This is a genomic window from Streptomyces sp. NPDC004031, assembly GCF_053604375.1.
The window spans coordinates 1-13,716 of the sequence record NZ_JBSGHL010000074.1; the positions used below are offsets into that span (position 1 = coordinate 1).

The window sequence follows — 13,716 nt, forward strand, 5'->3', positions numbered from 1 at the left end:
CAACGGCTCGATCCGCTCCCACGCCTGATCAGTCAACTCATGCCGACGCACCACACACCAACAACGCCCACACCCACTTTGCGGACACGCCCTAGGACCTGTTGCGAAAGTGGATCAAGGTCCTAGATGATTACGGTCCGTGAGACGTGGTGATCTGACGAACGGCCAGTGGGAGCGACTGGAGCCGTTACTGCCGGTGGGCAAGAAGCCGGGCCGCCCGCGGACCTGGACCCGGCGGCAGCTGATCGACGGCATACGGTGGCGGACTCGGACCGGGGCGCCCTGGCGTGATCTGCCCGAGCGGTACGGGCCATGGGACCGAGCCTACGACCTGTTCCGCCGCTGGCAGCGCGACGGCATCTGGAAGCGGATCTTCGAACAGCTGCAGGCCGAGGTCGATGCGAAAGGCCTGATCACGTGGGACGTGAGCGTCGACTCCACCATTGCCCGCGCTCACCAGCATGCCTCTGGAGCGCGTAAAAAGGGGATCTCCAGAAGGAGCCTCCTGGAGCCGTCGACACCGAGCCCGATGACCACGGCCTCGGCCGCTCGCGCGGTGGGCTGACCACGAAGCTGCACCTGGCGGTCGAGCAGGGGCAGAAGCCGCTGTCCCTGCTCGTCACCGCCGGCCAGCGACACGACAGCCCTCAGTTCCAGGCGGTCCTGAACGCCATCCGCGTGCCTCGGACCGGGCCCGGCCGCCCTCGCGCGAAGCCGGACAGGGTCCGGGCGGACAAGGCGTACGGCTCCCGCGCGAACCGCTCCTACCTGCGGCGACGTGGCGTGAAGTGCACCATACCGGAGAAGGCGGACCAGATTCGCAACCGTCGAAAGCTCGGCTCCCACGGTGGCCGCCCGCCCCGTTTCGACAAGGACGACTACAAGGAGCGGCATGCGGTCGAGTGCGGGATCAATCGCCTCAAACGCCACCGCGCGGTTGCCACCAGGTACGACAAGCTCGCCGTCCGCTGTCACGCAACGGTGCTGGTCGCCGCGATAAACGAGTGGCTGTGAGGCACCCTCGGCTGCGACCATGCGGCCGTGAACGCAGATCTCCCCGACGGATGGACGATCGAGCGAGTCCGTTCGGTGTCGGGCGATGCCGAAGCGGATCTCCTCTCGCTTGAACGACTCGTCGTTGTCGAGCAGTTCGGTTCTGTCGACTACGGCGTCCTCCACCCTGACGTCATCGTGTCCTTCCATGACCTGTGCCTCGCACGAGCTGATGGCGAGTGGTTCATGGGGCAGCTCGACGCCGACGGCTCACTCATCTGTTGGGCTTCCTACGGCTCCGACCTGACCGAAGCCATTCACGGACTGTGAGCCTCCCGCAGGCCCCTGATCACTTTCACAACAGGCCCTAGATCTGCCGCCAAACTCGAAGCGTCACCACAGTGCAGTTGATTCCCAGTCTCAAAACTTGGAACATCGCAGGTCAACTGGCCCGTGAAGCGTTCATAAAGGGATTCACTGCCGTCTCAGATATTGAGTCGTCACAGATCACAGCATTGCCATTGACTGCCTCAGATTCATTGAGATTGAGACGACACACCGCAGGACGCATCGGCAGCCTCGCCCGACTCATCCGCCAAGCCGCCATCACCGCCCTGACCGACGGCACCGAACGCATCACCAAAACCACCCTCGAGGCCATCCGCCTGGACCACCTCGCCGAACAGGACTACCGGCCCCGCACCCGGACCCGGTCCGCCAGCGCTCTATGAGCCGGACGGGTGTTGCCGACCATGCGGCGAATGTGGCTCTCCCCGCACAGCGCGGCGCTACCGTCGCACCCGCAGAGACGTGGCTGCTCACTCCTGGACCACGCCAGGGGTGCTCCGCGTACGGCCACTCCCCCACGAAGCCACCGCCTCCTACACCCACCGCCTCGCCACCCACTACCGGCTGACACTTCCCCACCTTCTCGACGGCGCCGGCATCACCCTCAACGGCAGCAGCAGCCCGCCGGCAGCCGAGCTCCGCCTCAACCCGGCAGCACACACCGCCCTCGCCGCCCTGGCACGCATCCCACCGGCCAACCTGCGACGCGCGCTGCCAGACCCCACCCGATACGACATCAACCGCGGCACCGGGCCGGCCGCCGCGTACTGGACACCGCTCGAGACCAGACAGCAGCCTGTCCGCGCCTGCACCGCGTGCGCCCTCCACCACAGCCAGGGCGCCACCGACACCGCGTGGGTCCTTCCCGCCCCACACCAACTGGTGTGTCCCCGCCACCACCAAGCCGCCCCCGACCCCCGCCACACCTCCGTCATCCACACCCAGACCGCGCCCGAACTCACCGCCGCCCACCGCAACCACCAACGCCTCCTACGACACCCCCGCGCCAACACCGCATGACAGACCGCTCACGCCATCACCACCCGCTGGCATGACCGGCAACACCACCTCACCCACCGCTGGCACACCCGCCTTGACCAACTGACCACCGCAAATCCCCACCTGACCAGCACAGGAAGCGCCTCCCCTGCCCTGCTGACCCGCGACCCGGTGACCTACCCCGAAACCGTCACCCTCGCTCACACCCTCGCCACGCTCCCCCACAGCGCACACCGCACAGCCAACGACGCCCTCACCCTCATCGCCCGCCAACTCGGACTGACCCACCCCACCCCCACCACCAACGACCCGCTCCGCACCAACCTCACCCACACACGCCACTGACCAGCACGAAGAAACCCCCAAAACAAGCACAGAGCACACCCACCCAACAGACGCACCACTACATCCACCACAACAACAAGATCATTCCCACCTACTCACAGCACAGCAGGCCAACCCCCAGAACAACAAAACCGAACACGCACCACACCACACCTCCCGACCCCCGCACCACACCACTTCCCCAGCCCAACATCCCAACCAACAGACAGAACCCCAGACCAGAAAACCACAAACCCCGAAGACCACCACTCCGTCACAGTTCGGCAATGTGCCGCCCGGGACTCTTCGGCAGGGCGTTTTCCGGCCTTCTAGGCAGCGCGGCCGGGCGTCCCGGTCGTGAGGGTTGCGGCGGTCTGCGGACGTCACCCGTACGTCCGGGCCGACCAGGAACATGGCACAAAATCGCTCATTTGATCGAATCTGGTTCTAGCGTGATCTCCCCCCACTGCCCGGCGGAGTTGGCTCATCCCTGCCCTGCCGGCAGCGCAGCTCGACGCCGCGGGCAGGGGCCGGCCTTGGTTCAGGCAGGGGGAGCGGGATGAACGCACGCCGCCAGGTGGAGGTCGCCCACGTCCGTGCCGGCGGCCGGGGCACCGCGCGGGTTGCGGCGTCGCAGGCGGGTGGGCTGGAGGTCACGCGGCTGGAGCCGATGTGGCGTCCGGTGCGACACCCTTCCGAGCGGAGCATCGTCACCTACTGGTGGGCTGCCATCACCGGGTCGTAGGTGGGCTGCCGGTCCATGGACCGGCTGTCGATAGCGATGCTGCTGGACTTCCACCCCGATGTGGTGGACCTGGGGGCGTGGACGGCGAAGCTGGTGTGGGCCGACCGCGGTCGCTCGTGCCGGACTTCTTCGTGCGCACCGCGGCAGGCGCGACGGTGGTCGTCCACTGTCCTCCTGGTGCCGGCCCCAGTGCCAGGTGGGCCCGGCAGCGCGAGGTGCTCCATCAGGCGTGCGCGGCTGCTGGCTGGCAGTTGGCGACACCACGGCTGCCGACCCCGGTGGCGCTGGTCAACCTGCGCTGGGTAGCCCGGTACTGGCATCCCCGCTACGGGCACAAGGGGGTGGAGCAGGCGCTGCTGGCCGCGTTCGCCCATGAGCAGCCGCTGGAGGAGGGGGGTGCGCGACCGGGCTGCCCCGGCGGCGGCCCCGGAGGATCTCACCGCCCGCCGGCCGGGGCCCGCACCCTGCGGATGCGGGCCCCGGCCCTGGTGCGCGGATCAGCAGGGCGGTACCACTGCGGAGTTGGAGCCGGTGTAGACGAGCGCGTCGGGGATCCACTCGCCGGACGAGTTCACCGGGCCCTCGGTGAGCTTGTCCCAGAGGGTCTCGGTGCCGTAGGGGCCGGTGACGGCCTGGCCGACGCCGTAGCACGCGATCTCGACGTACTCGCCCACGCTCAGGTTGTCGCCGACGGAGGAGTAGCCGCCGCCCCGTCCGCTGCGCACCACGACGGGGCCGTTGCCGATGATGTGGCCGAGCGCCGAGGAGCAGTGCGGGACCACGGGGGAGTTGGAGCCGGTGTAGACGAGCGCGTCGGGGATGAAGGTGCCGTTTGCGCCGTAGGGGCCGACGCTGCTCACCATGTCCCAGATGTTGGAAGCCCCGTACGTGCCTGAGACGGTCTCGCCGGTCACGTAGCAGGTGATGTCGAACGCGAGGTCGAGGTACGCCGGGATGGTTTCGACGGTGCTGGACCGATAGGGCGCGAGCGCCTCCGGCACGTCGTAGCCGGTCATGGTCGCGGTGGCGTCCGCGTGGGCGGCCGTCGCCCCCAGGACCCCCGTGCCGAGCGCGCCGGCGACCAACAGGGCCGAGGTGCCGAGCGCGCGCAGCCTGCGCAGCCGCGGCCTGATGTGGGAACGGAGCGTCATGATGGGTTCTCCTCCTCGGTGGGCGGACCGGATGGCCCGGAGCGCCAGACTGCGGAACACGGAGGTGTTGCGGCACGTGTTGCGCGTTGCGGCCTTGTTGCCGGAAGCGCTGGTCAAGGCCTTCGCAGGTCAGGACAATGTCGCCATGTCAGAGGAAAACACCGGCAACACCGCACAGCGGATCGCGGCAGAACTCAAACGGGTACGGCAGGAAGCCGGGCTGAGCCAGGAGGAGATGGCCCAGCGGCTGGGCATCGTCTACGAGCCCGGCGGCCGTAAGGTGTCGACGGGCCGGGCCGCGGTGTCGGCCTGGGAACGCGGCCGGCGCAGACCCGCGCCCCACCACTTACGGGCGTACGTCGGGCTCGGCGCCGACCCCGCGCTCCTCACCCTCGCCCCGGAGCCGGGCCCCGCATCCGCGGATCCCGTGGATGCCCTTGACCTCCCGGACGCGCCGCCGGCCGAGGGGGCGGACGGGCCCGCGGCCGCCGCGCACGCCGGTCCGGCCCCGGCGCGGTGGCGCGGGCGGCGCTGGTGGTGGGCCGCGGTCCTGCCGCTGGCCGCCGTGGCGGGACTGGGCGGCGCCTTGCTCGCCGGCGCCTTCCGCGGCGACCCGCCCCGGCCCGCGGTCACCTGGAGCGAGACGACGGGCACTCCCGCCCACACCTGGGCGAACGCCACACAGCTCACGGGCGCGGGCAAGCCGCTGGGGCCGCGGCAGTCGGTCCAGGTCTCCTGCCGGGTCCGCGGCTACGTCGTCCCGGACGGCGATCCGTGGTGGTACCGCCTCGACTCCGCCCCCTGGAAGGGCCACTATTACGCCACGTCCGACGCCTTCTACAACAACGGCGCCACCAGCGGCCCGGTGGACACCGGCGTGGTCGTCGACGAGCAGGTTCCCCTCTGCTCCTGAGCGCCGGGCCCGGACCGGACCGCGTGCCACGGGGGCAACCGGACTCCGGAGGGGTGCGTGGAAGGACCACGTCAAGGCTGAACACAGTGGCACGAGCAGCCACGAGCGCCCCTGGGGCAGTTCTGACGACCACGCAGCCGCACAATCGGCCACTTGCGGTGGCGGCCATGGTGCCGGCCGCGGGTGCGGCGCTCGTGGCCTGCCAGGGGTCTCGTCGGGGAGCGTCGCCGCCGCGAAGGACACGCCGTCCTCCGCGGCGGCGGCCAGGGGCACGTCGGCGCCCGCGCCCGCCGGTCCCGTACCGCCCGATCTCCGTGCCCAGCGCAGTCCCGGAGCCGCGCTCCGCGTCCGGAACGGCCCGTCGCCTCCCCCACTGGAGAACGACGCCGACGCTGTTCTCGCGCAGGACGTTCACCGTCGCCTCGAAGCAGGACCGGCCGCAGAGGTGGGCCAGGACATGTCCGGCGCGGGCGGACGGGCGTGCCTCGACGGTGCCCAGGCCGAGTTGGCACCCGGTCGTCGTCCGGCCGTGGCGGTCGGGGCGCCGGAGCAGGGCCCCGGGCGCGGTTCCGGCACCTTACGGCCGCTGATGGGGTGTCACCCCGGGAATGCGGCTGTTCGGGTGACGGAACGCCCGGCGTGTGCTGGTCTGGTGTCCTGACGACGCGGGGCCGGTCCGTGACGGGCGCGGGAAGGGGGGAGCGGGTGGGTGAGCGGCGCGACCGCGCCAGAGGGGCGTCGCGGCCCGGGGGTGTGGGCGATCACGAGTGGGCCGCGGGCCGGGACACGTACATCCGTGCCGGGGGCGGCTCGCTGGCTGCGGGCCGGATCGAGGGCGACGTCAGCTTCCACGCGGTGCCGCGCGTACCTGCCGAACCGCCCCATCAGCTGGGGGTGGTGCCGTCCCGGGCGTTGTCGTTCCAGGACCGTGCGGAGGCCGGCCGGCTGCAGGAGGCTGTGGACGGTGGTGGCACGGCGGTGCTGTGCCAGGTACTGACGGGAATGGGCGGGGTCGGCAAGACGCAGCTCGCCGCCGACTTCGCCCACCAGGCCTGGGACGGACGCCAGGTGGAGGTGCTGGTGTGGGTGACCGCGGTCTCCCGCACCGCGGTCGTCGCCGCGTACGCACAGGCCGCCGAAGAACTCTGCGGCGCCGACCCGTCCGACCCCGAACGGGCCGCGGGTGTGTTCCTGGCGTGGCTGCGCGCGAAGCATCACCGGTGGCTGGTGGTCCTCGACGACGTCACCGACCCGGATGACGTCAAGGGTCTGTGGCCGCCGGACAGCCCTGACGGCCGGACCCTGGCCACCACCCGGCGCAGGGACGCCGCGCTGACCGGCCAGGGCCGCCGCCGCATCGACGTCGGCCTGTTCTCCCCCGCCGAGGCCGCCGCGTACCTGTCCGGGGTACTGGCCGCACACGGCCGGAGCGAACCCACCGACCAGCTCACCGCCCTGGCCGCCGATCTGGGGTGCCTGCCGCTGGCGCTGTCGCAGGCAGCCACGTATCTGGTCGACGAGGCCTTGGCCGTCGCCGACTACCGGGCGCTGCTGGCCGACCGCACCCGCGCGTTGGGCCGTGCTCTACCCGTGTCCGACAGCCTGCCCGACGCCCAACGAGCACAGGTGTCCGCGGCCTGGTCGCTGTCGGTGAGCCTCGCAGACAGCCAAGGACCTCCCGGGCTCGCCCGCCGCCTGCTGGAGCTGACCGCGGTGCTGGACCCCAACGGCATCCCCGCCCCGGTCCTCGACTCCGACCCCGCCCACGCGTGGTACGCGGGCAGCGGGGAGGACACCGAGCAGCAGCGCGGCAACGACGCCGCACCGCCGATGACCGATGAGCAGGTCTACCGAGCGCTGCGGGTCCTGCACCGTCTCAGTCTGGTCGACCACACTCCCGACACCCCGCACCGGGCGGTCCGCGTCCACGCCCTGATCCAGCGCACCACCCGCGACGCCCTCACCCCCGCCCGGTACACCGCCTGCACCCGCACAGCCGCTGACGCCCTGCACGCGGCCTGGCCGCGCATCGGACGTGACACCGACCTCACCCAGGCCCTCCGCGCCAACACCACCGTCCTGGCCGAACACGGCGAACCCACCGGCAGCCTCTACCGGCCCGATGCCCACGGCGTGCTCTTCCGGACCGGTCACAGCCTGGGAGAAGCCGGCCAGTTTGCCGCAGCCGGCGACCACTTCCACCACCTCACCCGGGCTGTCACCCATCACCTCGGCCCCGACCACCCCGACGCCCTCACCGCGCGCAACCATCTCGCCTACTGGCGGGGGCGGGCGGGGGACGCGGCAGGCGCCGCGACCGCCCTCGCGGAACTGCTGGACGCCCGGCTGCGGGTGCAGGGTCCCGACCACCCCGACACCCTCACCACCCGCAACGATCTCGCCAACTGGCGGGGGCAGGCAGGGGACGCGGCAGGCGCCGCGACCGCCTTCGCGGAACTGCTGGACGCGCGGCTGCGGGTGCAGGGCCCCGACCATGTCCACACCCTCGTCACCCGGCACAACCTCGCGGCCTGGCGGGGGGAGGCAGGGGATGTCGCCGGTGCTGCGGCCGCCCACGCGGAACTGCTGGCCGACCAGTTGCGGGTGCTCGGCCCCGACCACCCCGACACCCTCACCACCCGCAGCGCCCTCGCCAACTGGCGCGGGCAGGCAGGGGACGCGGCAGGCGCCGCGACCGCCTTCGCGGAACTGCTGGACGCGCGACTGCGGGTGCAGGGCCCCGACCATCGCAACACGCTCATCACCCGCCGCTTCCTCGCCTACTGGCGGGGGCGGACGGGGGGTGCGGCCGGCGCCGCGACCGCCTTCGCGGAGCTCCTGGACGACATGGCGCGGGTGCTCGGTCCCGACCACCCCGACACCCTCACCACCCGCGGTCACCTCGCCGACTGGCGTGGGCGAGCGGGAGACGCCGTCGGCGCCGCGACCGCCCACGCGGAACTGCTGGCCGACCGGTCGCGGGTGCTCGGCCCCGACCACCCGGACACCCTCATCACCCGCAGCAACCTCGCCGACTGGCAGCAAAAGGCTCGCAGGGACACAGACTCAACGCACTGACCGCGCCCGGACGCTCCTTCGCCCTTGCTGAAGAGCTGCGACACCAGGCCCGGGGGCGGCCGACGATCCGGCCGACGTCCTCTGCGAGCCGGGTGCGTGCGGTGGGCGCGGCCGTCATTGCCCCGTCCGCACCCCGGCTGGCCCCGTCGAGCCGGTCCTCAGCGCCATCACCGCACACGGGGCACCCCGGCTCGTCAGCCGAGTCCATCGCCGGGGGACGACCGCAGAAGTCACACGGCCGCATGCTCACAGCCGCCGAAGCCGCTCCCGTCAGCCGTTCCTCCCACCGAGGAGGGCGGCCGAGCCTGCACAGCCCCCTGTCGGGCCCCCGCGGAGCGGCGATGATGCCGGGCGGAGGAAGATTCGACCGCGGTTTCGGTGAAGGAGCCGTGGAACGGAGGCTCAGGAGACGTGGGAGGCAGGGGTATGACGGGCGCGGTACGGGTGCAGGTGGTGTTTTTGGACGCCGCGAACGGGAGGGAGATGGGCAGGACCGAACTCGCCCCGGAGCAGTTGCCCGAGTCGTTCGAACACGCGACGCGCCTCGACATCGCGGGAGAGTCCTGGGATGTCGTTCGGGCCGATCCGCCGACCGCCCCCGAGTTCGTGGCCGGCGGCAGCCTCGTACTGACACTGAGCCGCGTCCAGGTGGCCGCGCCCGAGGGCGTGAAGTACTCCCTGCCGACCGTTTACGACGCGCTCCCGCCGACCGTACCCGCGCAGGCCGGCTCCGGCGGTCTCTTCCTGATCCACGAGGACGACTGGCGGCAGACCGAGATGGTCTCCCGGCAGGTGGCCGGTGAGGCCGAGACCGAGGCCGAGTTGCGGGCGATCCGCCGGATCCACCAGGAGCACTCCAGGCTCGTCGGCCACGGCGACTCGTCGCTGCGCGCCTTCGACATGATCCACATCCGCCGGGCTCCCGCGGCGCCCCTGGCCGCGGACGTGTCACGGCGGCGCCTGTCCGAACTGCTGCCGGGCGTCAGCACCCCGTACACGGGCGTCAGTTACGACGGCGGGCGCAGCCGGGTGGCCGGTTCGTTCGCGGTCGACGCCGGTCCGTTCACGCTGTACGGCCGGGCGCAGGGCGACCAGGTCACGGTGCTGTGCCTCACGCCCTCCGCGAGCACCGTCGGCCCGGATGCGGCGGCGGGCCCGACGTCAGCCCTCGGGCAGGCGATGGGCGAGTTCGGCCTCGTACTGATCGACTGGTGCGGTGCCTCGGTACGGGATTCCTCGGAGATCGGTGACTTTCTGATGTGAACAAGCACTCCCCGGACAGCCGGGCGAACTGAGAGCCGCGTCCGGGCCGCCGACCGCGGAGGCCGTTCGCGACGGCTCTGCCGGAACCGTGCCGCCCCGCTGCTGTCGCCCAGGGCCCACCGTCTAGGGTTCGACCATGATCTCGCAGACCTACCTGTCCGACCTGTTCTCGCTGGACGGACGCGTCGCCGTGGTGACCGGCGGCAGTTCCGGCATCGGCCGTGCCGTCGCCGGAGCCCTCGCGCGGGCAGGGGCCGGCGTCGTGGTCGTGGCACGCAGGGAGGCGGAACTGGCCTCGACGGTCGAGGAACTGACCGCCGACGGCTGCCGGGCCGCCTGGGTGAGCGCCGACCTGAGCACCCGCGACGGCACGCGTGCGGCGGCCGAGGAAGCGGCGCAGGTGTTCGGGGAGCCCGACATCCTCGTCAACTGCGCCGGGATCAACCTGCGGCCCCCGATGAGCGAGCTGGGCGAGGAAGTCTGGGACACCACGATGGCGGTGAACCTCGAGGCGCCCTACCTGCTCGGACAGCGGTTCGGGCCCCGCATGGCCGAACGGGGTTTCGGGCGGATCATCCACATCAGCTCCCAGCAGGCGCACAGGGCGTTCGTCCAGAGCGGCGCCTACGGCGTCTCCAAAGGGGCGCTGGAGTCACTGGCCCGTTCACAGGCCGAGGCCTGGTCGCCGCACGGCGTCACCTGCAACACCCTCGTGCCGGGATTCGTCATGACACCGCTCAACGCACGGCTGTCGTCCGACCCCGAGAGGGTCGCGGCGCTCGCCGCTCGCACGATGGTCGGGCGCAACGGTCTGGCGGAGGACTTCGCGGGCGCGGCGGTGTTCCTGGCGAGCCGCGCCTCCGCGTACGTCACAGGACAGGCGATCTTCGTCGACGGCGGATTCTCCGTTCACTGAGCCGAGGACTCCCGGACCTGGGGCGGCGTCACCCGCCGCGGGCAGCGCCCTCAGCCCTCACGACCGCGCTCCCCGTGGCAATCCCGCCCCGGAGGGACAGCCGCGGTGAGCGGCCGCTCCCCCGACAGCCGGTCGACCCGGCGCCCGGCGGGGAAGTGCCACTCCCGGGGCGCCCGTCGTGTCCGGGCTACCGCTGCCGCCGGCTGGTGCGCCATCCGAACGGCCCGGGGAGGTCGGCGCTGGTGGTGGTGCGTCCGGTGGAGCTGAAGGTACGTTTGAACCAACGCGGGCCGACCGTGAACGAGTGGGACTTCTTGCCGACGTTGAGGCGTACCCCTGGCAGGATCTTCCATGACTTCCGGAACGTGAACGACATCAGTCCTCCTCTGTAGGCGCGTAGTTGCCGTGTACCCGCTCCCCGGACGCTGTTGCAGGCAAGGCCGGCTTTTGTTCACCGGTAGCGGTTCTGGTCCAACTCCTGTGCAGTGGTGACGCTCTGTCATGCCTCGGGATCGGTGCCCTCCGTGACCCGTTGACAGACCTGCCTGGGATCACGCTCGCGCGGACTGCGACCTCGCCCCGCCGAACGGCGCTGTTCCGTCGCGGATCGCCATGGATCGGCGCTCGGCCAACGCCGGATCCGCAGCATCACCCGCCTGCCACGGGAAGATCGGCGGGAAACCGCAGGCAGGAACGGTGGGTGCGTCCCGACCAGCTCCCGCGGCCCGCGCAGCGAGCCTCAGCCGTCCGGGATCTGACGCCGACCCGGATCATGTCGCCGTCGTCCTGCACCGAAGCCGGCCGGCCGAGGGCGGTGACGTGACGGCCTTCGGCCGGAGGTGGCGCGGTGCTCCTCGGCAGCACCGCGCTTGATGCTCTCGCGGTCCGGGTATCGCAGGCACATGCGGGCGTGGGGAGTGGCCGGATGGACGGAATCCCGGTGGGCGGGTTTGCTGCTGGGCGTGGCGGAGCGGGCACGGGCGGGAAAGGACCCGCAGCCGTGGTGGCTGCCGCGGCGCCTGCTGACCGTGGTGTCGGCGGATGTCGACGACGCTGCCGGTGTCGCGGCGATCTGGATCCTGTCGCGCCCGGGGTCGTCGCGGATGCGTGAGCACACCGAGCTTCTTGAGCGGTTGGACGAGCGGTGGCGGCACGCCGGGGGCGGAAGCGGCTCCGGAGAGGATCCTGTCGAGGTCGACGTGCTCGACGTGTGCAACGGCGCGGGCGTGCTCAGCCTCACCCGCGGGCTTGACCCTCCACGCTCTCTCGCCGCGGCCCCGTGGATCGGTTGCGTGAAAATACACCTGGGGCGGGACGTGCGGCAGGTCCTCGTCGGTACCCGCCTGAAGGAGGTTCCCGAGCAGCGCAGTCTCGTTGCGGTATGGACTGCGCCCCGGAGCAGCCGTGGGGAGCGCCCCGTGGTCGTGGCGCTGGGACAGGACGGGGCCGAACTCTCCCGCATGGGCGCCCGTGACGCCCTGGACACCCATACCTGGGCGCGGCTGCGAGAGGAGCTGTAGCCGACGGCTTCCCGGGTCCCTGTCGTCCCGGCAGTCCTGGCCGAGGTCCTGACCCACGGAGGGGACAGCGCGAGCGCGGAGGCGGCGCGGGCCGGCGCGGCGCGGTGCGGTGTCGGGACGAGGGGCCCGCGGCGGGCGCAGATTCTGCACGGTGCCGACTTCCGTGAGCGTTGTGCGGTTGGCGCCCGCCGGTTCGCAGCGAGAGTTCCGTACCCGGCGTCCCGCGAGCGTCAGCCCTTGCTGGGTACGCCGGGCTGCTGCGGCTCCGTGGTACAGCCGCCCTTGCGGCAATTGATGTTCGAACACGACATGGCCATGACTCCTCTCCCACCGGTCGGAGAACGCGCCGCGGCGAGAGAGTCCGCACGCTGCATTGAGCGTCTTTCCCCGTTCCGGCCACACATCCCTCACACTTTCGCGGGCCAGGTCCGCACAGCACCGGACGGATGGCACTCCCCGGACCCTCGGCCGCGTGCGGCGAGCGCGACAGCTCCGCGGCCCGCTGTCCCGGCGCACGCCCCTCGCGGGTCGTCCCGGTCGACGACACGGCCGTGACGGGTCGGCGGCGACCGTCTCCTGGGCCGCCCGCTCCCGCGTGCCACACTGCTGACGGCCCAGACCGACCCCCGCCCGTCACGGCGGACTCCAGCGCCCTGCCCGTAGGGCGGCCGCCCATGGAACTCACCGCCCTGCCCAGCATCGGCACGGAGCGCTGGCTGCCCTGGGTCCAGCAGGCCGACGTGCTGCTCGCCGACGGCGACGAAACCCTCGGCGTCGTCGGCTTCTCCCTCTTCCCGCACCTGGACCACCCGGCCCTGCCGGAGAACACCGTGGCCGACGCCGAGCGCTGGGCCGCCGCCCTGCCGAACCCCGCCTACGCCATCGACGACGACACCGCCGTCAAAGTCACCGACGGCGCCGTCGAGATCGTCTCCGAAGGACACCGGCGGCTCTTCTGACCGGCCGCCGACGGCAGCAGCAGCCATCGGCGGTCGGTCAGAAAACAGTCACTCCGCCAGCAGGACGGTGACGGCCCGGCGGAAAATCCTGCGGGAAGCGGTGCGCGTCAGACCGTCGAAGACCCGTGGCAGACCGCGTACCGCCACGTCCTCGCGCCACCGCACATATGCGCCCGCGCCGTCGGGGCGCACCTCGATCTCCGCCCAGCCGAGGACGACCCGGCCCGCCTTTTCCAGCCTGCACCGGCCGCCGCCGCCCCCCACCGGCGGCTCCCACACCGTCACCCGCATCGGATCGGTGAAGCCCACCGGACCGACACCGGTCCGGGCGACCACGACGGTGCCCACCCCGGACGGCGACCGGGTGGTGGCGGTGACGCGGGTCAGCGGCACACTCCCCGAATGCCGCTCCCAGGTGGTCAGCCGACGCCACGCCTCATCCGGCGGCAGCTCCGTACGGCATTCGACGACGAACACGGACACACCCCGAACATACCCACCCGCCCC

The 13,716-nt window shown here is 71.6% G+C and carries 15 protein-coding genes; 11 read left to right on the forward strand and 4 right to left on the reverse strand.

Features of this window, described 5'->3' with window-relative positions; all coding sequences use genetic code 11:
- Positions 1–139 precede the first annotated feature (139 nt).
- The 5 genes from ACWERV_RS32435 to ACWERV_RS32455 all read left to right on the forward strand — a co-directional run bounded on the left by ACWERV_RS32435 (position 140) and on the right by ACWERV_RS32455 (position 2,685).
- A protein-coding gene (locus ACWERV_RS32435) for an IS5 family transposase (protein WP_452939981.1) occupies positions 140–1,014 on the forward strand; the annotation gives its coding sequence in 2 pieces (ribosomal slippage) (positions 140–529 and positions 532–1,014; 873 coding nt in all).
- Between the two features lie 27 nt (positions 1,015–1,041).
- Positions 1,042–1,323 (forward strand): hypothetical protein, encoded by a 282-nt coding sequence (locus ACWERV_RS32440; RefSeq protein ID WP_452939984.1) that lies wholly within the window; start codon positions 1,042–1,044, stop codon positions 1,321–1,323.
- A 71-nt stretch (positions 1,324–1,394) separates the two neighbouring features.
- The gene (locus ACWERV_RS32445; protein ID WP_452939987.1) at positions 1,395–1,724 is read left to right on the forward strand and encodes a hypothetical protein; all 330 of its coding nucleotides are present in this window, start codon (positions 1,395–1,397) and stop codon (positions 1,722–1,724) included.
- A 79-nt stretch (positions 1,725–1,803) separates the two neighbouring features.
- Positions 1,804–2,361: a TniQ family protein gene (locus ACWERV_RS32450; RefSeq protein WP_452939989.1), complete on the forward strand. Its 558-nt coding sequence runs from the start codon at positions 1,804–1,806 to the stop codon at positions 2,359–2,361.
- 150 nt (positions 2,362–2,511) lie between these two features.
- On the forward strand, positions 2,512–2,685 hold the full coding sequence (locus ACWERV_RS32455; RefSeq protein WP_452939992.1) for a hypothetical protein: 174 nt from the start codon (positions 2,512–2,514) through the stop codon (positions 2,683–2,685).
- Between the two features lie 693 nt (positions 2,686–3,378).
- On the opposite strand, the gene ACWERV_RS32460 is transcribed toward ACWERV_RS32455, so the two are convergent.
- Both ACWERV_RS32460 and ACWERV_RS32465 read right to left on the reverse strand, forming a co-directional pair.
- Positions 3,379–3,576 carry a hypothetical protein gene (locus tag ACWERV_RS32460; protein ID WP_452939995.1) on the reverse strand — a complete coding sequence of 66 codons (198 nt, stop codon included), beginning with the start codon at positions 3,574–3,576 and terminating at the stop codon, positions 3,379–3,381.
- A gap of 330 nt (positions 3,577–3,906) precedes the next feature.
- Positions 3,907–4,560, reverse strand: coding sequence for a hypothetical protein (locus ACWERV_RS32465; protein ID WP_452939998.1), 654 nt, complete (start codon positions 4,558–4,560; stop codon positions 3,907–3,909).
- A 145-nt stretch (positions 4,561–4,705) separates the two neighbouring features.
- Here ACWERV_RS32465 and ACWERV_RS32470 point away from each other — a divergent pair, with 145 nt between their 5' ends.
- The 4 genes from ACWERV_RS32470 (at position 4,706) to ACWERV_RS32485 (ending at position 10,730) form a co-directional block, all read left to right on the forward strand.
- A complete protein-coding gene (locus ACWERV_RS32470) occupies positions 4,706–5,473 on the forward strand; it encodes a helix-turn-helix domain-containing protein (RefSeq protein WP_452940001.1) in 768 nt (255 codons plus the stop codon).
- A 753-nt stretch (positions 5,474–6,226) separates the two neighbouring features.
- On the forward strand, positions 6,227–8,551 hold the full coding sequence (locus ACWERV_RS32475) for a tetratricopeptide repeat protein (protein WP_452940004.1): 2,325 nt from the start codon (positions 6,227–6,229) through the stop codon (positions 8,549–8,551).
- 483 nt (positions 8,552–9,034) lie between these two features.
- Positions 9,035–9,814: a hypothetical protein gene (locus ACWERV_RS32480; RefSeq protein ID WP_452940005.1), complete on the forward strand. Its 780-nt coding sequence runs from the start codon at positions 9,035–9,037 to the stop codon at positions 9,812–9,814.
- A 136-nt stretch (positions 9,815–9,950) separates the two neighbouring features.
- The gene (locus ACWERV_RS32485) at positions 9,951–10,730 is read left to right on the forward strand and encodes an SDR family NAD(P)-dependent oxidoreductase (RefSeq protein WP_452940008.1); all 780 of its coding nucleotides are present in this window, start codon (positions 9,951–9,953) and stop codon (positions 10,728–10,730) included.
- A 187-nt stretch (positions 10,731–10,917) separates the two neighbouring features.
- Here the strand turns inward: ACWERV_RS32485 and ACWERV_RS32490 are convergent, their stop codons facing one another.
- Positions 10,918–11,106, reverse strand: a complete 189-nt coding sequence (locus ACWERV_RS32490; protein ID WP_452940011.1) for a DUF4236 domain-containing protein — start codon at positions 11,104–11,106, stop codon at positions 10,918–10,920.
- 586 nt (positions 11,107–11,692) lie between these two features.
- Between ACWERV_RS32490 and ACWERV_RS32495 the strand changes: the two genes are divergently transcribed.
- Both ACWERV_RS32495 and ACWERV_RS32500 read left to right on the forward strand, forming a co-directional pair.
- Positions 11,693–12,250, forward strand: a complete 558-nt coding sequence (locus ACWERV_RS32495) for a hypothetical protein (RefSeq protein WP_452940014.1) — start codon at positions 11,693–11,695, stop codon at positions 12,248–12,250.
- A 674-nt stretch (positions 12,251–12,924) separates the two neighbouring features.
- Entirely contained in the window at positions 12,925–13,209 is a 285-nt protein-coding gene (locus ACWERV_RS32500) for a hypothetical protein (protein ID WP_452940016.1), read from the forward strand.
- Between the two features lie 48 nt (positions 13,210–13,257).
- On the opposite strand, the gene ACWERV_RS32505 is transcribed toward ACWERV_RS32500, so the two are convergent.
- Entirely contained in the window at positions 13,258–13,692 is a 435-nt protein-coding gene (locus ACWERV_RS32505; RefSeq protein ID WP_452940019.1) for an SRPBCC family protein, read from the reverse strand.
- Positions 13,693–13,716: the final 24 nt, after the last annotated feature.